Consider the following 19,262-nt stretch of genomic DNA (forward strand, 5'->3'; position numbering starts at 1 on the left):
TGAGTTCGGTGCGGATCGCGCGATCCGCACCGAACCCCGGAACTGCTAGCGCTGCAGCGTCAGCACGCCCGGCTTGTACGGCAGAAGGCCGTAGTCCATGCCGTCGGAGCTGGGGTTGCGTCCCTGGTAGAGGAACTGCAGGTTGCAGGCATCAACGGTCTTGGTCTGGTCGGGGTTGGACCGGACCAGGTCACCGTGGCTGATGTCGTTGGTCCAAGTGGCACCGCTGTTGGCCTTGCCGGCGAACGGGTTGCTCTCGGTCGCGGCCTGCGGTGTCCACGAGCCGCCCAGACTGCTGGCGGTGAAGGAGCGGAAGAAGCGCCCGTTCGCGCCCCGTGCCTCGACGATCATGAGGTACTGGTTCTGGTCCTTGACCTTGTAGACCTCGACCGCCTCGAAGAGGTTGGCCTCCGTGTCACTCATGATCTTCGTGAAACTCGAGCCGAAGCTGCCGGGGAAGTTCCCGATGGGCATGGTGGCGCGGTAGATGTTGCCGAGGTCGTCGGCGAAGAACAGGTACATGTTCGTGTCGTCGCCGATGATGGTCTGGTCGATCGGCGCTCCGTTGGAGAGGGTGCCCGTGAACAACGTCTGCTGCGCGGACCAGCTGTTGGGGTCGGCGGGGTTGCTCGAGGTGCGGTAGGAGAAGGTGTCCGGCCAGCCCCACTGGTAGGTGAGCACCCAGATGTTCTTCGGGGCGAAGTAGAACAGCGTCGGCGCGACGGCGCCGAACGACATCGAGTTCTGGGTGGCGGCGCCCATGTCGGACCAGTTCGTGAACGGGCGGAAGCTCGTCGAGAGCCAGTTCTTCCCGGTGTCGTGCGTCGTGGCGTAGACGAGGTGCTGGCCGTTGTAGGTGACGTTGGTGAAGTCCTTGAGCGAGACCCAGCCGGACTTCGGGTTCGCCAGCGGGCCGGTCGACGTCCAGCGGTACGACGACGGCAGCGTGCACGAGCCGCCCCCGGCGACCTGGACGAGCTGCCACTGCTGGTTGGTGCCACCGTTGTCGGTCCGCTGCACCACGGTGGCGCCGTCCGCGGTCGAGCCGTTCTGGACTTCGACCACCTTGCCGCTGTTGCGGTTGACCAGCCGCACGTATCCGTTGCTGGAGTCGGCGAGGCTGAACTGCTGGTTGGCGCCGCCGTTGTCGGTCCACTGCACCAGAGCAGCGCCGTCGGCGGTCGAGGCACCCAGCACGTCGGCGAGCTTGCTGGAATGCCGCGCTCGCAGCTTGTAGTTCCCACCGCCGGCGTCCACGAACTGGAACTGCTGGTTGTTGGCGTTGGTGCGGGTCCACTGGATGAGGCTGGCGCCGTCAGCGGTGGACGTGCCGTTGACGTCGAGAGCCTTACCGCTGTTGCGGTTCACCAGCACGTACCAGGCGCTGGTGTCCACAGTGGCGGCCGACGCCGGCGTCATGGCGCTCGTGAGCAGACTGCCCACGACGGCGACGACTGCCGCGGCCGCCAGCCCGGACCGCCATCGACCACTCGATCGCGCGGTGCGCGCAAACCCAACCGACATGCGACTTCCCTTTCGTCTTTGAACAGGGGAGCAACTGTTAGCGCTAACATTTACGACAACGGGCCGGTTCGGAATATGAAGGTTTTTGGGAGCTGGACTGCCAACCGGCGGTGCGCCTGAGCGCACCACGGGAACTGTGAGCGATAACATCCATCGCGTCAAGATGTAACTGCGATGTTTTCGCGGGAAGTACCCATGTGAGACGCTGGGTCTGACCAAGGCTTAGCGGCCGTCGAGCCTCGCGTGGCCAGTCGTTGCCTGCCTAGTCGTTGTGGTCTGTGCAGGACAGTCCGAAAAGGACGATCGACACCCCGGGTTCAGTTGCCCTGCAACGGGCGCCGCGTCGACCGGCGAGGGATCAGCCTCCGCCAGGTGGTCCAGCAGAAGGCGCGGGCCCGCAGTGCCGTCGACCCCGTCGCCGTGGACGCCCCGGCCCGAGCGGCCGAGGAACCGAGCGCGGGACGCCTTCGGACGTGCATGCTGTTCCTGTCCATCCTGCCGGCGACGTCGGCCGAGACGGTCGCAGAGCGTCTGACGTTTCATGCGGACGAAGGGGAAGCGGTGGAGGCAAGGAATTCACGGGTGCGGCAACGCGCCGTCGCTCCGGTCATCGCGGCGCGGTGGGCGCTGTGGACGTTCGTCATCGTCAACCTGGTGATCGTGGAGGTGCTCTTCTTCACCGCGGGGGCCGGCAAGAACGGGGTGCTCACGGTCGCCAAGTTCGTCGGTCTGCACGCCGCCGTCCTGATGCTGTTCCAGCTGCTGCTGGTGGCTCGACTGCCGTGGCTCGACCGCCGGATCGGCATGGACCGGCTGACGGTCTGGCACCGGTGGGTCGGCTTCACGTTGCTGTGGACGATCCTCACCCACGCCACGCTGGTCGTGCTGGGTTACGCGACGCTCGACAAGGCGTCGATGGGCAAGACGTTCCTCGCACTGGCCGGAGTGCCGGCCTCGCTGCTCGGGATGCTCGCCGCGACCATCATCGTCGTGATCGGCGTGGTGTCCGCCAGGTACGTGCGGCGGCGGATCAGCTACGAGACCTGGCACGGCGTGCACCTGTTGCTGTACCTGGCGCTGGGGCTGGCCTTCGTCCACCAGTTGCTGGAGACCACGACCTTCACCTCGTCGGTGCCCGCGCGGATCTACTGGTGGGCCCTGTGGCTGTTCGCGTTCGGCGCCCTGGTCACGGGCCGGATCGTGATGCCCCTGTGGCGCAACAACTACCACCGGTTCGAGGTCGCGGCGGTGGTGCCGGAGTCCGACGACGTCGTGTCGGTGCACGTCACCGGCCGCCACCTCGACCGCCTGCCCGCCCGCGCCGGCCAGTTCTGCTTCTGGCGGTTCCCCGGACACAACCACTGGTGGCTCGCGAACCCGTTCTCGCTGTCGGCGGCACCCGACGGCCGCACGTTGCGCCTGACCGCCAGGGCTGTCGGCACGACCAGCGCGGGTCTGCGGCAAGTCCCGGTCGGCAGCCGCGCGTTCGTCGAAGGGCCGTACGGAGCGTTCACCTCGTTGCACCGAACGCGGCCGGGCGCACTGTTGATCGCCGGAGGCGTGGGAGTCACGCCGATCCGGTCCATGCTCGAGGAGGACCCCGCCGGTGACGTCGTCGTGCTCTACCGGGTGCGCACCGAGAGCGACGCCGTGCTGGCCGGCGAGATGCGCACCCTGCTCGCGGACCGCGCCGGGCACCTGCACCTGCTCACCGGGCGTACCGGGGAAGGCGCGTCACCGTTCGCACCGGACCGCCTCCGCGCCCTGGTACCGGACATCACCGAACGCGACGTCTACGTCTGCGGCCCGCCCGCGATGACCTCGGCCGTGCTCTCCGCCCTGCGCGACCTGAAGGTTCCGGCCCGGCAGGTGCACTCCGAGCGGTTCGGACTCGCCTGACGGAACCGAACCCCGCCGGACCTCACCGCGGTCCGGCGGGGTTCTCCGCGTGATCAGCCACTCGCCGAAGTCGACCTTGTTGGCTGCGTCGGCCGATGTTAGCGTTCACACCCCCCGCCCCCGAAGCAGTGACACAACGCCGACATGAAGCGAAAAACCCTCGTTGCCGTCATCGGCATCGCCCTTGCCGTCACGTGCGCCGGAGCGATCGTCCTCGTGTCGGGTGGAAACCCCTCCGAGCCACCGGCCATCGTCGGCAACATCGCCGACCCCGCCTCAATTCCACCGGCCACGACCACTTCGTCGCCGCCCTCCAGCACGTCGAGCGCGGCGCGGAAAGCCGTTCGGGACGCAAGCCCGTACCTGGAAGGCACGCTGCCCGAGGATCCGACCGCGGACCCCGGACCGGACCCGGTGTTCGCCGCCGACCCCGACCTGCGCCGCGACGACGGCTACAGCTACCGGCCCACCAAACCCGGTGACCACCAACTGCCCGCGAGCACCTTCGCGTTCCAGTACGCCGTCACCGAAGGCGCTCTCAAAGCCCGCCTGGCCCAGCACAAACCGGAGCTCGCCAAGGCGACCGGGATCGCGCTGTACCTCACCGGCGGCACGGCGCTCTCCGACGCCGATCTCGCCGCCCTGCAAGGCGTGCACCGCGACCTCGGCCTGAACAACCTCACCCGGCTCCACGTCTACAACCTGCGCAGCATCCAAAGTGGACGGGAATGCACGCCCGCGTCCGGATTGCCGTGCGCGGGCCAGCAGGCGAGAGGCGGCAAATCCCCCTACCTCTGGTTCAACGGCTGGTGGGACACCTGGGTCAGGCAGCTCGTCCTCGACGACCTGGACGCGGTGCCCGACGGCGCGTTCAGCAACCACAACTTCAGCGAGGTGAGCCTGCGCGGCGCCAGGTCGATCGGCGTCATGGCGTTCGGCCACGCCCCGTACGCCAAGCTCAGCGTCCTGTACCTGCCGAGCGCCGGCACCATCGCCCACGACGCCTTCCGCCGCAACCAGTACCTGCTCAAGGTGAACCTGCCGAACACGACCCAGGTCGACGACTTCGCGTTCGACGACGCCTCCCGGCTGCAGTACTTCACCGCGCCCGCGCTGCGACGGCTCGGGCGCAACGCGTTGAACGACAGCCATGAGCTGATCTCGGTCAACCTGCCCAAGCTCGAGTACCTGGGCATCAACTGCTTCGACCTGAACGGCAAGCTCGTCGGGCTGCGCCTGCCGGCCCTCACCGAGATGGACAAGAACGCGGTCACCGGCTTCGCGAACCTGCGCTGGGTCCACGCCCCGCGCGTGATCACGGTGTGGCACAACGCCATCACCAACAACGCGAAGCTGACCACGGTCGTCATACCGGGCGTCACGCGGCTCGGACCGGGCGCGGTCCGGGGCAATCCCGCCCTGACCGCGGTCTACCTGGGCTCGACACCGCCGAAGCAGGAGGCCGACGTCTTCACGGAGAGTCCGAACGCGACGGTGTACCACACGGGCGATCCCGCGGCGTGGTCGAACTTCAAGCCCTCCGGCGCTCCTGGGCTCGCGGTCCGTCCCAAGCCCTGACCGGTGCTCAGCTTCGCTTCCGTGACCTGCGCACCACGAACAGAAGCGCGATCAGCAGCACGAGCGCGCCGGCCACCGAGAACCACCACACCGGCCCGAAGTCGGACACAGCCGCTTGTGCTGTCGTGGCATCAGAGCTCGCACCGGAGTCGCCCGTCAGCGCGACGTCGTTGCCGTCGCCGCCGCGGTAGGTGAGCCGAAGCGCGCCGACCGCCGCTCCCTCGGGCAGTCCGTCGAAAGTCCCGCTCACCTGGCCGGTTCCCCGGTTGTCGATGACCACGCCAGGACCTCGTTCCGTGCCTGGTTCGAACGTTCCCGCGAGCGTCACCGCGCCGGTGACGCTCATCCGGGTCGCGGCCAGACGTGCGCCGGGCCGCTGGGTGTAAGCGCCGCGCACGGTCAGGCCGGTGGCATCGATGGTCCCGGCGTTGTCCACCGCACCTTCCACCGTGCCGGTGGCCCGCAGCGTCGCGGCAGGTTCCACGGTGAGCTGACGTGTCTGCACGGAACCGGGCAGCGCGAGCGTTCCCTCCCGGACGGTCCAGGGTGCGTCCGGAGTGGTGTGCGCGCCGGTCAGGGTGAGCGTTTCGGCGCCGGTCTTGGTGACGCTTGCGGCGGTGACGGTGCCGCCGAACGTCGTTGCGGTCGTGGCGTGCACAGTCAGAGCGCCGACAGCCGCCACCGCGCTGCCCTCGACGCCGGATAGGTCGTTGACCGTCTGGTCGCCGGCCCGCGTGAGATCCAGCCTCGTCCCCGCCGCCGGCAGGTCGACCGCGGTGCTCGCGGCGAGGGAACCGCCGGTGACCGCGAGCGTGCCCGCTTTCACCGTGGTCCTGCCCTGGTAGGTGAGGTCGCCGGTCAGAGTGGTGGTGGCCGGGCCGGCCTGGGTCAGCGAACCTTTGCCGCTGATCTTGGCGAGCTCGGCACCCTTGCTGGCGTTCTGCACGATCAGCTCGCCGTTGTCGGCGATCTTGCCGGTCCGGAGCAGTGAGCTGTCGCCTTGCGGGCTGCCGTCGCCCAGCCGCAGTGACGCACCCTCACCGATCGTCGTGGTGCCGTCGTAGTTCTGCGGCGCGGTGAACGTGACCGCATTGCCTCGGGTGGCCGCGATGACGACGTCGCCACGGCCGACGTCCGCCATCGTGTCGTGGTAGCGGCCGCCGGAGATCGGCGCGTCCAGGGTGACCGGGCCGTTGTAGTCGAGCGTCAGCACGCTTCGGGTGCCGTTTCCCTCCGCGTGCATGTTGATGTAGACGGTGTTTTCGTTGCCTGGTAGGAAGAAGCGGTTGTTCGTGCCGTCGCCCCAGGTCACCGTGGCGCCCTCGATGTTGATGCCGCGCTTGTTGTCGCGGTGCGGCACGGTGGCGAAGTTGCGCGACGGGTCGCTGAGTGCGGGATCGACGTCCGATCCGTTGTCCGACCAGCTGTACACGCCCGACATCCGCACCACGCCGGAACCCCAGGTGTGGAAGTTGATGTCGTTGCCGTAGAACTGCGAGTAGATGTCGGCGGCGTCGGTGACCACCTCGCGGTCCGGGGCGTTGTGGATGAACGAGCCCTGGTTGACGACCTTGCGCACGTGCGGCATGGCGGTGAGGTAGTGCAGGCTGCCGTAGTCCGCGCCGGTGCCGACGTAGAGCGTGCCCGAGAACGGATGCGTGCCGGGCAGGTCGATGCCGGGCCAGGTGTTCCTGCGTTGCTTGACGAGACCGGACCCGCTGATGACGCCCAGGTTGATCCGTTGGTGCACGGCCAGGTCCAGGGTGCCGTCGATCTGGTGGTTGAGCGTGTTCAGCGACACCTCGGGAGCCTGCGCGGCGTGCCCGATGGCACCGTCGCCGCCGGATCCGTTGCCGTACTGGAGAGTTGCGCCGCGGTGCACGATCACGGCGGGCGGATCGGGGTTCTCGATCGTGGTGACCGGATGGTTGCCGCCCACCGTGACGGTCTTCTGCCTGCGGCGGTCTTTCGGCAGCGTGAAGTCGCTGTTCTTCACCAGCACCAACGTGCCCGTTCCGCTGACGGTGAAGGTTCCTTCGCCGGTGATCACGCCCGTGTAGGTGATGACGCCACTGGTGAGCCGCACGACAGCGTCTCCGCTCAGCTTGACGTTCCGGTTCGCCAGGACGTCGGCGGTGACGTCTCTGCTAGCGGGCTGTGCCACCGCGCCCGGCGAGCCGAGGATGACGAGAAGGATCGCAGTCAGCAGCGCTGAGATCCGGCCACGCCGTGCGCGCACAGTTCGACTCCACGATGTTAGCGATCACATTTTGGGCGCGCCAAGTGTTCGTGGCCGATACGACGGTGTCAACCTCAGCGTCCGGGCACCGGAGCGCCCGAGTGCAGGTGATCGACCAGGCGACCGGCGCGTGGGGGCACCTCATGGCCGACCAACTGCTGCTGAGCGACTGAGAGACGGACGGGGCGGGGAGGGCGCCCCCATCCACCTCTCAGGCGATCGCGGCGTCCATCTTGGTGGCACGCCGGGCTTTGACCGGCACGCTGGTCTCCGCCGGCACCGCGCGCCGCAGGCTCTTGAGGACGACCACCACGCCGGCCGTCACCAGGACACCGGCCGCCACCGCACCCGCGAAGAGCAGGGGCGAGCCGAGCTTGCCGATCGCGAAGACACCACCGGTGGAGGTGGTCATCGTGCTGCCGAACGTCATGGTCAAGATGCCCGTGACGGCACCACCGGCCAGCGTCGCGGGCAGCACCCGCAGTGGGTCGGCCAGCGCGAAGGGCACTGCGCCCTCGGGGATGAAGGCCGCACCGAACAGCCACGAGACCTTGCCGTAGCTGCGCTCGGCCGGGGTGAACACCCTGCCGCGCACGACGGTGGCCAGCGACAGGGCCAGCGGCGCCACCATGCCCGCGGCCATGACCGTCGCCATGATCTTGAAGTTGAGACTGTTCGGCGCGACCTGGACACCGGTCGCGGCGAACGCGATGGCGGCCTTGCTGATCGTGCCGCTGAGGTCCGCGTTCACCAGAAGACCCAGGACCAGGCCGAGCACCGTGGCGTTCCCCCAGGTCAGTGGGGGCAGCGCGTTGTGCAGCGCGTCCACGAGGTCGCTGACGCGGGGGCCGGCGAGTTCGAAGATCAAGGCGGTGGTGATCGCGGTGGCGACCGCGGGAACGAGCGCCATCGTGACGGTGCCCCGCTGGGCCAGGCGGCCGGTGGCCCGCCGCAACAGCACGGTCACGGTGCCCGCCACCACACCGGCGATGACCCCGCCGAGGAAACCGCCGATCGACACCATGGCGACCACGCCGCCGATGGCGCCGGGAAGGATGCCGTGGCGGCCGGCGATGCCGTGAGCGACGTAGCCGCCGACGACGGGCGTGAGCAGGAGCAGCGCGGAGGCGCCGGTCTGGAGCATCAGCGCGGCCCAGGAGTCGGCCTGGGTCAACGGACCGTCGTTGAGCAGCGTTCCCGCGTTCGTGCCGATCTCCGGTCCGCCCACGGCATAGGCCAGGACGGTGAGCAGGCCGCCGATCGCGACGAGCGTGCCGATGTAGGTCGTGTTGCCCGCAAGCCACCGGGCGAACCGGACGCCGACAGGGCGATCGACGAGCTGGTCGCCGCTGACCGGGTCCCGGTCCATGGGCACCGCGGTGCGGGTGGTGCGGTTCTCGGGGTGAGACATGATTCGAAACTCCGGTCACGGGAAGGAGATGCGGGGGTGCTGGTGCCGAGGGGAACGGCCGGCACTCGAACAGGTGCCGGCCGTCCGGCTGCGCGAGATCAGCTCGACCCGTACATAGGGCGGAGGTTCCAGCCTTGCAGGACCTGGCCGGGCTTGACGTTGACCATTCGGTCGTAGCCGTTGAACCAGAACGACCCGTGGTGGTGGCCCGTGAGGACGGCTGCCTTGTGGTCGGGGGTGTTCGGGTCCCAGCCGAGCTCGTACACCGGCGCGCCGGAGTCACCGGGGGCGGTGAACTTGCCGTTGCAGTGGCACCTGTCGGTTCCGCCCCGGTCCATCATGTAGGCGGCTTCGCCGTTGATCCTGTTCCGCTCGCCGAAGACCTCGTAGTTGATCGCCACGCCGTTGACGCTGACCGGATGCCCGCAGTGGTTGAACGTCGTCTGCCCGCTCACGCACAGCTGCCGGCCCAGGTAGGTCCAGCCACTCCAGTTCGTGACCTTCAAGTAGGTGTGGCTGTCCGCGGTGCCGCCGGTCCAGATGTTGCCGGAGTACGACGCGTTGGGGCTGCTGATCAGTTCGGCGTCCAGGTCCGTCCGCCGCCGCTCGACGTTGCCGAAGTACTTGCCCGACGCGGTCTGGAACTGGCCCCAGAGGGTGTTGCAGTGACCGGCGGTCACCAATCTTGGGCTTGTTGGTCTGGTTGTCCCAGACGGCATAACCGCCGTGCAGTAGCTGCCGGTCGCCGCGTTCTTGATCGAACCGCCGCCCCAGAAGGGCACGCTGTCGTCGAACCGGCCCCACTCGGGCGTCATCCGCCCCGGACCGATGTCGACCTTGTCCCCGTATTGCTGCCGCAAGCCGTCCGCGGCGGACTGAGGCCCTTCGACGGCGACGTGGACCGCGTCCTTCTGCCCGTCGTACGCGGCGACGATGCCGAGCTGCTCCCCGCTGGAGTTCCAGTCGCCGCTCATGGCGTACTTCTGGACCTCGTCCGCCTCACCCTTGGTGAACTTGCTGATCTTGACCGTGACCGCCACGCCCGCCGGAATCTCCGCCTGGGTCTGGGCCACCTCCTCGGCCGACGTGCCCGCGGGGAGCATCAGCACCGTGTCGCTGAGCCCGAAGACGCCGAGGGCGGAATGTTCGGCGACGATCTTGTCGAGGCCCTGCCACTGATCCTGGCTCGGAGCGTCCGAAGGCGTGTCCGACGGCGTGTCCGGTGTGGTGGACGGCGAAGGCGTGTCCGGTGTGGTGGACGCCGCGGGCGAGTCCGGCGTGTCCGGCTCGGCGGAGGCCGAGGGCCCGGCGAAGATCATCGGCAGTGCGCTGACGGCGACGGTCGCGATCAGGATCCGCTCGACGTACTTCTTTCTTGCTGTCCGTTGCATCGGTTGCTTTCCTTCGGGCGAGGTGGACCTGCAGAGGTGCCCGCCGGCACTGCTGTGCCGTGCACCGACTGAACAGTGCGTGCCGTGTGATACCCGAACAATGGGGGCCGGATCGAATGGGTATCCCCATTCCTTCGCGGCGAGGTCCTCGGCGAAACCGGACTTCTCGCAGGTGAGAGGGGTGTCTGGCCGAGCCGGCCCGACATCGGCACCCCGGCGATCCACGGACCACCCGGCACCAGTTGATCCAGGTCGCGTGTGTTCGACGCTCGCCTCGCCCGGAAGGACGCGAGCCACGATCCGCCACCAGCGAAGAGGGGCGGAAGAAAGAGTTCGGAAAAGCAGAGAAGCAGGTAGAGACGAATCTCTACCTGCTTCTCTGAAGTACGCCGCCAGGGACTCGAACCCCGGACCCGCTGATTAAGAGTCAGCTGCTCTAACCAACTGAGCTAGCGGCGCTTGTTTGTGTGCCGGACACTTGCCGTTCCGACGTGCAGAACGTTAGCACAGCGCCTCGAGCGGATCCCAATCGGCTGGTCAGCACCGGTTTGCAGGTGCATCCGCCACGTAACGATCCGGCCACTCGCGCAACTTCGGGCTACCTCGTGTCGTCCCCTAGTTGGGGGACGCCAAAACGACTTCGTGCAGGCAGTCTCGGGAGCGGGCGACAAGCAGATCGGAAGTACGTCGATGGGGATGTGGGGCAGGCGCGGTCGTGGTGTGGTCATGGCGGGAGTCGCTGTGATCCTGATCGCAGGCTGTTCAGGGGGCGGCGAGGGATCGGGCGGTGCGGCGGGCACGTCGTCGAGTACGCCGCCGCCGCTGAAGCCTGTCACGTTGACGCTGGCTTTGAACGACGGCGCGGCTGACGTGGCGCCGGGACTGCCGGTCATCGCCACCGCGGCCGACGGGAAGCTGACCGACGTCAAGCTGACCAACGGTGAGGGCAAGGCGGTCGAGGGGAAGCTGAACGCCGAGGGGACGCAGTGGAACAACACCGAGCCGCTCGGGTACGGCAAGACCTACAAGCTGAGCGCCACGGCGACCGGTGAGGACGGCAAGCCGCAGACCAAGGAGTCGTCCTTCACCACGGTGAAGCCGCGGACGCTGACCTACGTGTCGACGACCCCGCAGGACGGCAGCACGATCGGGGTGGGGCAGCCGCTGGCGTTCTACTTCGACGAGCCGGTGGCCGACAAGGTCGCGGCCGAGAAGATGCTGGAGATCACCACCGAGCCCAAGGTCGAGGGCGCCTTCTACTGGTTCAACAAGAAGGAGGTGCACTGGCGTCCGGAGAAGTTCTGGAAGTCGGGCACCAAGATCACCATGCACATCAAGGTCTACGGCAAGACCGTCGGTGACGGCATCTACGGCCAGGAAGACCGCGTCATCACCACCACGGTCGGCGACGAGGTCATCTACGAGGCCGACGGTGGCACGCACCAGGTCAACGTCAAGGTCAACGGCCAGGTCGTGAAGACCATGCCGACCTCGATGGGCAACGCGGCCAACACCACGCCCACCGGCACGTACGTGCTGATGGAGAAGCACGACCGCATGATCATGGACTCGACCACGTACGGCCTGGCGCTCGAGAACGGCGGCTACAAGACGCCGGTCAGCTGGGCGTTCCGGATGTCGAACAGCGGCATCTTCTTCCACCAGGCCGAGTGGTCCGTCGGTGACCAGGGCCGCCGCAACGTGAGCCACGGCTGCCTCAACCTCTCGCCGGCGAACGCCAAGTGGGTGTACGACAACAGCAAGCAGGGCGACCCGGTCATCGTCACGAACTCCGGTGGGCCCGCGCTGGAGCCGTGGGACGGGTTCGGCGACTGGCAGGTGCCGTGGAACCAGTGGGTTCAGGGCAACCGCTGACATAACGCCGAGGGGGCTGCGCACCTGGTGCGCAGCCCCTTTCGCTGGCCTGCTGAAAACGTTTGTGGAAGGCTGTCTCCGCCACCGCCGCCTGGTTGCACCTACCTGGGAGGCACTGTGGTTTCACCGCTGCGAAGACTGCTCGTGCTCGCATCGGCTCTCGCGCTCACCGCTCTGGCGGCACCGCCCGCACAAGCCGACGACGTGTTGCTGTCGCTCGCCAGACCGGCCACGGCGTCGAGCGAGAGCAATGCCTGGCACGTCGCCACGAAGGCGACCGATCTCGACCGCCGGACCACCTGGCGGAGCGTTGGCGGCGACCGGCAGTGGATCTCGATGGACCTCGGCTCGATGTCTACGATCAACCGCGTCGTGCTGCGCTGGGGCTTCCTCTGCGCGCGCAGCTACTCCGTCCAGACATCGCCGGAAGGCGTGTACTGGCGTGACATGTACAGCACGGACAAGGGCAACGGCGGCGACGACAACCTCGAGTTCACCGGCTTCGGCCGCTGGGTGCGGGTCTCGCTGACCAAGCCGTGCTTCAGGAACTACGAGCTCAGGGAGTTCGAGGTCCACGGCACGCCCGGCGTCGTCGACACCGCACCGCCCGGCGCCCCCGGCACGCTGAGCGTCAAGGCCTTCACCGCCACCTCGGTCAACCTGCAGTGGGGCCCGGCGAGCGACAACGTGGCCGTCACGAGCTACGAGATCTACCAGTCCGGCCAGTTCGTGAAGTCGGTCGCCGGTGACGCGCTCTCCAACAACGTCACCCGTCTCAACCCGAACACCACGTACTCCTTCTACGTCAACGCGAAGGACGCCGCGGGCAACATCTCGCAGGCCGGCAACTCGATCACGGTCACCACGCCGGCCGCCGTCGTCGACACCGGGCCGCCGACCGTGCCGTACAACGCGATCGTCCAGAAGCTGACCGCCAACAGCGTCTCGCTCGCCTGGGGCGCGTCGAGTGACGACGTCGCGGTCGCGAGCTACGCGGTGTTCTCCGGCGGCGTCCAGGTCGGCACCACCACCGGCCAGCAGACCACGATCGCCGGTCTCAAGCAGCAGACCGACTACGAGTTCACCGTCAAGGCGATCGACACCGCCGGCAAGAGCTCCGCGTTCACCGCGCCGATCAAAGCCAGCACCCGCAAGGGACACGACGCCGTCGGCGAGGTCACCAAGATCACCGACGACACGGACGTCCCGTGGGGCCTCGAGTTTTTGAGGGATGGCACGGCGTTCTACGCCCAGCGCGACACCGGCGACATCATCCGCATCGCGCCCGACGGCACCAAATCCGTCGCCGGCCGTGTTCCGAACGTCGTCAGCACCGACGGCGAGGGCGGCCTGCTCGGTGTGGAGTACAAGGACGGCTGGATCTACGCCTACCACACCAGCCCGACCGACAACCGGCTCGTCAGGTTCAGGCTGGTCGACGGGAAACTCGACCAGAGCACGCACCAGGTCCTGCTCACCGGCGCCCCGCGCAACAAGTTCCACAACGGCGGCAGGCTCCGGTTCGGCCCGGACGGCAAGATCTACATCTCCACCGGCGACGGCCAGGTCAGCTCCAACGCCCAGGACCTGAACTCGTTGGGCGGCAAGGTGTTGCGCGTCAACCCCGACGGCAGCGTCCCTCGCGACAACCCGTTCCCCGGCAAGTACGTCTACAGCTACGGCCACCGCAACGTGCAGGGCCTGGCGTTCGACTCGCGCGGCAGGCTGTGGGAGGCCGAGCTCGGCAACTCGGTCATGGACGAGGTCAACCTGATCAAGCCGGGCGCCAACTTCGGCTGGCCCGCCTGCGAAGGCACGTCTGGCGAGTGCGGCGACCCGACGTTCCTCGCGCCCAAGCACACCTGGCCGGTATCCCAGGCCTCTCCGAGCGGACTGGCCATTGTGGACGACGTGCTGTACCTGGCGGCGTTGCGCGGCCAGCGGCTCTACCGGATCCCGGTCGGCGGTGAGCCGCAGGTGTTCTTCGAGGGTGCCTACGGTCGCTTGAGGACGGTCGAGAAGACGCCGGACGGTGACCTCTGGCTCACGACGTCCAACGGGGACAAGGACTCCATCCCCAACAACAGCACCACCCAGATCTACAAGGTGAAGTTGCGCTGACTCAGGACACCGTCACCTGGCCATGAGAAACGGCCAGGTGACGGTTCACCTGCACCGCTTCGAGCATCCGCCGGTCGTGCGTGACCAGCAGCAACGTGCCGGGGTAGTTCTCCAGCGCCTGCTCCAGTTGCTCGATCGCCGCCAGGTCGAGGTGGTTCGTCGGCTCGTCCAGCACCAGCAGGTTCACCCCGCGCCCCTGCAGCAACGCCAGCGCTGCCCGCGTCCGTTCGCCGGGGGAGAGGGACGCCGCCGGGCGCATCACGTGCGCCGCCTTCAGCCCGAACTTCGCCAGCAACGTCCGCACGTCGGCCGGGTTCATCTCCGGCACGGCCTCCTCGAACGCGTCCACCAGCGGCAGGTCACCCAGGAACAGCCCGCGCGCCTGGTCCACCTCGCCGACCACGACGCCGGAGCCCAGCGTCGCGTAGCCCGAGGTCAGCTCCGCCCTGCCGAGCAGCGCGGCCAGCAGCGTCGACTTGCCCGCGCCGTTCGCCCCGGTGATCGCGACCCGGTCCGCCCAGTCGATCTGCAGGTCGACGGGACCCAGCCGGAACCCGCCGCGTTCGACCACAGCCGCCCGCAGCGACGCCACGACGGCGCCGGACCGCGGGGCCGCGGCGATCTCCATCCGCAGCTCCCACTCCTTGCGGGGCTCCTCGACGACGTCCAGCCGTTCGATCATGCGGTCGGTCTGGCGCGCCTTGGAGGCCTGCTTCTCGGTGGCGTCGGCACGGAACTTGCGGGCGTTCTTGTCGTTGTCGCCCGCCTTGCGCCGGGCGTTCTTCACGCCCTTCTCCATCCACGACCGCTGCATGCGCGCACGAGCCTCCAACGAGGCCTTGGTGTCCGCGTACTCGTCGTAGTCCTCACGCGCGTGCTGACGGGCCCGTGAGCGTTCTTCGAGGTACGACTCGTAGCCGCCGCCGTACAGGCGCACGGCGTTCTGGTGCAGATCGAGCTCCAGCACGCTCGTGACCGTGCGGGCCAGGAACTCGCGGTCGTGCGACACCAGCACCGTGCCCGCGCGCAGGCCCGTGACGAACTTCTCCAGCCGCTCGAGGCCGTCGAGGTCCAGGTCGTTCGTCGGCTCGTCCAGCAGGAAGATGTCGTAGCGGCTGAGCAGCAACGACGCCATGCCCGCCCGCGCCGCCTGGCCACCGGACAGCGAGGTCATCACCGCGTCCAGCCCGACCGTCAGCCCGAGGTCGCCGATGACTTCGAGTGACCGTTCCTCCAGGTCGGCGCCACCCAGCGCGAGCCACTGGTCCAGCGCCTCCGAGTAGCCCTCGTCGTTGCCGGCGGTCAGCGCCTCGGTGGCGACGTCCAACGCGGTCTGAGCTGCGGCGACACCGGTGCGGCGAGCCAGGAAGTCCCGCACGGTCTCGCCTTCGAGACGTTCCGGCTCCTGCGCGAGGTGCCCGACGTTCGCGGACGGCGGATTCAGCGACACGCGACCTGACTCGGCGGGGATCAGCCCGGCCAGCGTCTTCAACAGCGTCGACTTGCCCGCGCCGTTCACGCCCACGAGCCCGATGACGTCGCCGGGAGCGACCACCAGATCGAGGCCGGAGAACAGGACGCGATCACCGTGACCTGCGGCGAGATCCTTGGCGACGAGCGTGGTCATGAAGGCTCCCGAAACGTGAAGAAAGGCCCCCGCATTTGCGGAGGCCTTTCGACAAAGGGTGAGTGACGGGACTTGAACCCGCGACACCTGGGATCACAACCCAGTGCTCTGCCAGCTGAGCTACACCCACCATCACCGGTCGTTGACCGGCGAGGAGAAGCATAGCAATGGCAGCTACTGATATTGAAATCGGGGGTTCAGTCGGCGTTCTTGAGCAGCTCAGCGGCCACGGCCTGAGCCTGTTCACTCGACGGACCGGGCTGCGGCACGAACGCCGTGCGCCGGTAGTACGCGAGCTCCCGGATCGACTCGATGATGTCCGCGAGCGCCCGGTGCGCGAGCCCCTTGCCCGGCTGCGCGTAGTAGATGCGCGGGTACCAGCGCCGGCACAGCTCCTTGATCGACGACACGTCGACCATCCGGTAGTGCAGGTGCGCGTCCAACGCAGGCATGTCGCGGGCGATGAACCCGCGGTCCGTGGCGATGGAGTTGCCGGCCAACGGTGCCGTGCGAGGGTCGGGGACCCACTCCTTGATGTAGGCCAGCACGGCCGCCTCGGCCTCTTCCAGCGACACCGCGGAGGCGCGCACCTCTTCTGTCAGGCCCGACTTGGCGTGCATCTCCATGACGACCTCTGGCATCGAGGCGAGCACTTCGTCATCCGCGTGGATCACAATGTCCACGCCGTCGCCGAGCACGTTCAGCTCGGCGTCCGTGACCAGTGCCGCGATCTCGATCAGAGCGTCCTTGCCCAAGTCGAGTCCGGTCATCTCGCAGTCGATCCACACCAGACGATCCATCACGCCCGGAACATTACTGCGCGGGGCGTCAACTTCGAGTGGCGGCGTGCAGCAACCTGGTTACGCTCCTCGTGCATGACGGCTCAAGCTGAGATCGCTGCTGGATACGCCTCCGAGAGCGCGGCCATCGAGCTCGGCGCGGTGCTGGTCGACGGAACCGTCGAGTCGACCGCGCACGTCCGCATCCCGTTGGCCATGGTCAACCGCCACGGACTTGTCGCGGGGGCAACGGGAACCGGCAAGACGAAGACGCTCCAGCTGCTCGCCGAACAGCTGTCGAACAACGGCGTGCCGGTGCTGATGGCCGACGTGAAGGGCGACTTGTCCGGTCTGTCGCAGCAGGGGCAGGAAAGCGACAGGACGAAGGCGCGCGCCGCGGACACCGGCGACGACTGGCAGCCGCAGTCGTACCCGACCCAGTTCCTGTCGATCGGCACCGGCGGCCTCGGCGTGCCGCTGCGGGCCACGGTCACGAGCTTCGGGCCGATCCTGCTGTCGAAGGTGCTCGGCCTGAACGACACCCAGGAGTCGACGCTCGGCCTGATCTTCCACTGGGCGGACTCGAAGGGCCTCCCGCTGCTCGACACCAAGGACCTGCGCAGCGTCATCCAGCACCTGACCAGCGACGAGGGCAAGGAGGACCTGAAGGGCATCGGCGGTGTGTCGAGCTCGACGGCGGGCGTCATCCTGCGAGCCCTGGTCAACCTGGAGGCGCAGGGCGGCGACCGGTTCTTCGGCGAACCGGAGCTGGACCCGGCCGACCTGATGCGGCAGCACGACGGCAAGGGCGTCGTCAGCCTGCTGGAACTGGCCGAGCTGCAGGGCAACCCGGCGCTGTTCTCCACGTTCCTGATGTGGCTGCTGGCGGAGCTGTTCGAGACGCTGCCGGAAGAGGGTGACGTCGAGAAGCCCAAGCTCGTGTTCTTCTTCGACGAGGCGCATCTGCTGTTCTCGAACGCGTCGAAGGCGTTCCTCGACCAGATCACCCAGACCGTGAAGCTCATCCGGTCCAAGGGAATCGGCGTGTTCTTCTGCACGCAGCTGCCCACCGACATCCCGAACGACGTGCTGTCGCAGCTCGGCGCGCGCGTCCAGCACGCACTGCGCGCGTTCACGCCCGACGACCAGAAGGCGTTGGCGCGCACGGTGAAGACGTACCCGACGACGCCGCACTACGACCTGGAGAAGGCGCTCACGTCGCTCGGCATCGGCGAGGCGATCATCACCGTGCTGAGCGAGAAGGGCGCGCCGACGCCGGTCGCGTGGACCAGGCTGCGCGCGCCCCGCTCGTTGATGGACACCATCGGCAACGACGCGATCAAGCAGGGGGCACAGCAGAGCGACCTCCACGGCAAGTACTCGGAGACGGTCGACCGCGAGTCGGCCTACGAGCAGCTGATGCAGAAAGTCGCGCCGCCGCAACAAGAACAACAAGCCCCGGAACCTCAGCGACACGAGAAGGAGGAACCGGGGCTCGTCGAGAAGGTGCTCGGCAACAGCGCCGTGAAGTCGTTCCTGCGGTCAGCCGGCAGCGCCCTGGCGCGCGAGATCACGCGGGGCCTCTTCGGGACTTCGCGCAAGCGACGCTGACAGCACCGCCGCGCCGATGCACAGCGCGCCCGCGACGTACCAGGCCAGGTCGTAGCTGCCCAGGTGGTCGCGGGTGAGCCCGGCCGCGGACGCGGCGATGGCCGCCCCGAGCTGGTGCGACGCGAACACCCAGCCGAACACGACAGGGCCGGACATGCCGAAGTACTGGCGGCACAACGCCACCGTCGGCGGCACGGTCGCGACCCAGTCCAGGCCGTAGAAGATGATGAACACCAGCATCGACGGGTGAGCGGACTCGCCGAACAGCTGTGGCAACAGCATCAACGACAGCCCGCGCAACGCGTAGTAGCCCGCCAGCAGCATCCGCGAGTCGACGCGGTCGGTCAGCCAGCCGGACGCGATCGTGCCCACGATGTCGAACACGCCGACCAGCGCCAGCAATCCGGCCGCGGTCGTCGTCGGCATGCCGTGGTCGTGCGCGGCGGGGATGAAGTGCGTGCCGACCAGGCCGTTCGTCGAGGCGCCGCAGATCGCGAAACCGCCTGCCAGCAACCAGAACGGCCGCGTGCGAGCAGCCGACTTCAACGCGCCCAATGCCCTGCGCGCCGCACCACCGGACGGCGGCGGGGGAGTGTCCTCGGCGGCACCCAGCGGCAGCAGCCCGACGTCACGCGGGTACTCGCGCAGGAAGAAGGCCGCCAGCGGCACCACGGCGAGCGCGGCGATGCAGATCACCAGCGACGCGTACCGCCAGCCATAGGTCGCGGACAGCCACGCCACCAGCGGCAGGAACACCAGCTGACCGGCCGCGCCACCCGCCGTCAGCACACCCGTGACGAGCCCGCGGTGCCGGACGAACCAGCGTCCGGTGATCGTCGCGACGAACGCCAGCGCCATCGACCCGGTGCCCAGCCCGACCACGACACCCCAGAGCAGTACCAGCTGCCACGACGAGGTCATGAACACCGTCAGCCCGCTGCCGATCGCGACCATCGTCAACGCGAAGGTCACCACGACCCGCACGCCGAACCTGTCCATCAGCGCGGCCGCGAACGGCGCCGTCAACCCGTACAGCAACAGGTTGATCGAGATGGCGAGCGAGATCGTGCCGGTCGTCCAGCCGAACTCCGCCCGCAACGGCTCGATCAGCGCACCCGGCGCCGCGCGGAACGACGCGGCACCCACCAACGCGATGAAGGACACACCTGCGACAACCCAGGCCCAATGGAGTCTCACGCCGACAAGG

Annotated in this window: 12 protein-coding genes and 2 tRNA genes; 5 read left to right on the top strand and 9 right to left on the bottom strand. The window is 68.1% G+C overall.

All coding sequences use genetic code 11. The annotated features are described in order from the left end of the window. Positions 1 to 45: 45 nt before the first annotated feature. Positions 46 to 1,524: a non-reducing end alpha-L-arabinofuranosidase family hydrolase gene (locus ABZ345_RS35215; RefSeq protein ID WP_359858631.1), complete on the bottom strand. Its 1,479-nt coding sequence runs from the start codon at positions 1,522 to 1,524 to the stop codon at positions 46 to 48. Positions 1,525 to 1,896: 372 nt separating this feature from the next. On the opposite strand from ABZ345_RS35215, the gene ABZ345_RS35220 reads away from it, so the two are divergent. Together ABZ345_RS35220 and ABZ345_RS35225 are read left to right on the top strand one after the other, a co-directional pair. Then, positions 1,897 to 3,423 carry a ferredoxin reductase family protein gene (locus ABZ345_RS35220; protein WP_359858634.1) on the top strand — a complete coding sequence of 509 codons (1,527 nt, stop codon included), beginning with the start codon at positions 1,897 to 1,899 and terminating at the stop codon, positions 3,421 to 3,423. Positions 3,424 to 3,567: 144 nt separating this feature from the next. Further along, positions 3,568 to 5,001, top strand: coding sequence for a leucine-rich repeat protein (locus ABZ345_RS35225; RefSeq protein WP_359858637.1), 1,434 nt, complete (start codon positions 3,568 to 3,570; stop codon positions 4,999 to 5,001). Positions 5,002 to 5,008: 7 nt separating this feature from the next. Here the strand turns inward: ABZ345_RS35225 and ABZ345_RS35230 are convergent, their stop codons facing one another. The 4 genes from ABZ345_RS35230 to ABZ345_RS35245 form a co-directional block, all read right to left on the bottom strand. Continuing rightward, positions 5,009 to 7,240 carry an autotransporter-associated beta strand repeat-containing protein gene (locus ABZ345_RS35230; protein WP_359858639.1) on the bottom strand — a complete coding sequence of 744 codons (2,232 nt, stop codon included), beginning with the start codon at positions 7,238 to 7,240 and terminating at the stop codon, positions 5,009 to 5,011. A 211-nt stretch (positions 7,241 to 7,451) separates the two neighbouring features. Next, entirely contained in the window at positions 7,452 to 8,651 is a 1,200-nt protein-coding gene (locus ABZ345_RS35235; protein ID WP_359858641.1) for a fructose-specific PTS transporter subunit EIIC, read from the bottom strand. A 98-nt stretch (positions 8,652 to 8,749) separates the two neighbouring features. Beyond that, complete coding sequence (locus ABZ345_RS35240) at positions 8,750 to 10,042, bottom strand: hypothetical protein (RefSeq protein WP_359858644.1); 1,293 nt, start codon at positions 10,040 to 10,042, stop codon at positions 8,750 to 8,752. 385 nt (positions 10,043 to 10,427) lie between these two features. Beyond that, positions 10,428 to 10,501 (bottom strand) — tRNA-Lys (locus tag ABZ345_RS35245). Between the two features lie 267 nt (positions 10,502 to 10,768). On the opposite strand from ABZ345_RS35245, the gene ABZ345_RS35250 reads away from it, so the two are divergent. Then, a complete protein-coding gene (locus ABZ345_RS35250; RefSeq protein ID WP_359858647.1) occupies positions 10,769 to 11,917 on the top strand; it encodes an Ig-like domain-containing protein in 1,149 nt (382 codons plus the stop codon). A 117-nt stretch (positions 11,918 to 12,034) separates the two neighbouring features. Beyond that, on the top strand, positions 12,035 to 14,038 hold the full coding sequence (locus ABZ345_RS35255) for a PQQ-dependent sugar dehydrogenase (protein ID WP_359858650.1): 2,004 nt from the start codon (positions 12,035 to 12,037) through the stop codon (positions 14,036 to 14,038). A gap of 1 nt (position 14,039) precedes the next feature. On the opposite strand, the gene ABZ345_RS35260 is transcribed toward ABZ345_RS35255, so the two are convergent. From ABZ345_RS35260 to orn, 3 genes are all read right to left on the bottom strand, one after another. After that, positions 14,040 to 15,665, bottom strand: a complete 1,626-nt coding sequence (locus tag ABZ345_RS35260; RefSeq protein ID WP_359858652.1) for an ABC-F family ATP-binding cassette domain-containing protein — start codon at positions 15,663 to 15,665, stop codon at positions 14,040 to 14,042. Positions 15,666 to 15,722: 57 nt separating this feature from the next. After that, positions 15,723 to 15,795: transfer RNA gene (locus tag ABZ345_RS35265), tRNA-His, on the bottom strand. Between the two features lie 67 nt (positions 15,796 to 15,862). Continuing rightward, entirely contained in the window at positions 15,863 to 16,468 is a 606-nt protein-coding gene (orn, locus tag ABZ345_RS35270) for an oligoribonuclease (protein WP_359858655.1), read from the bottom strand. A 72-nt stretch (positions 16,469 to 16,540) separates the two neighbouring features. Here orn and ABZ345_RS35275 point away from each other — a divergent pair, with 72 nt between their 5' ends. After that, entirely contained in the window at positions 16,541 to 18,055 is a 1,515-nt protein-coding gene (locus ABZ345_RS35275) for a helicase HerA-like domain-containing protein (RefSeq protein ID WP_359858658.1), read from the top strand. Here ABZ345_RS35275 and ABZ345_RS35280 read toward each other — a convergent pair. Next, the gene (locus ABZ345_RS35280) at positions 17,987 to 19,252 is read right to left on the bottom strand and encodes an MFS transporter (protein ID WP_359858661.1); all 1,266 of its coding nucleotides are present in this window, start codon (positions 19,250 to 19,252) and stop codon (positions 17,987 to 17,989) included. The genes ABZ345_RS35275 and ABZ345_RS35280 overlap by 69 nt on opposite strands. Positions 19,253 to 19,262 lie beyond the last annotated feature (10 nt).

The sequence above is a fragment of the Lentzea sp. NPDC005914 genome (genome assembly GCF_040629405.1).
Lineage (GTDB): Bacteria > Actinomycetota > Actinomycetes > Mycobacteriales > Pseudonocardiaceae > Lentzea.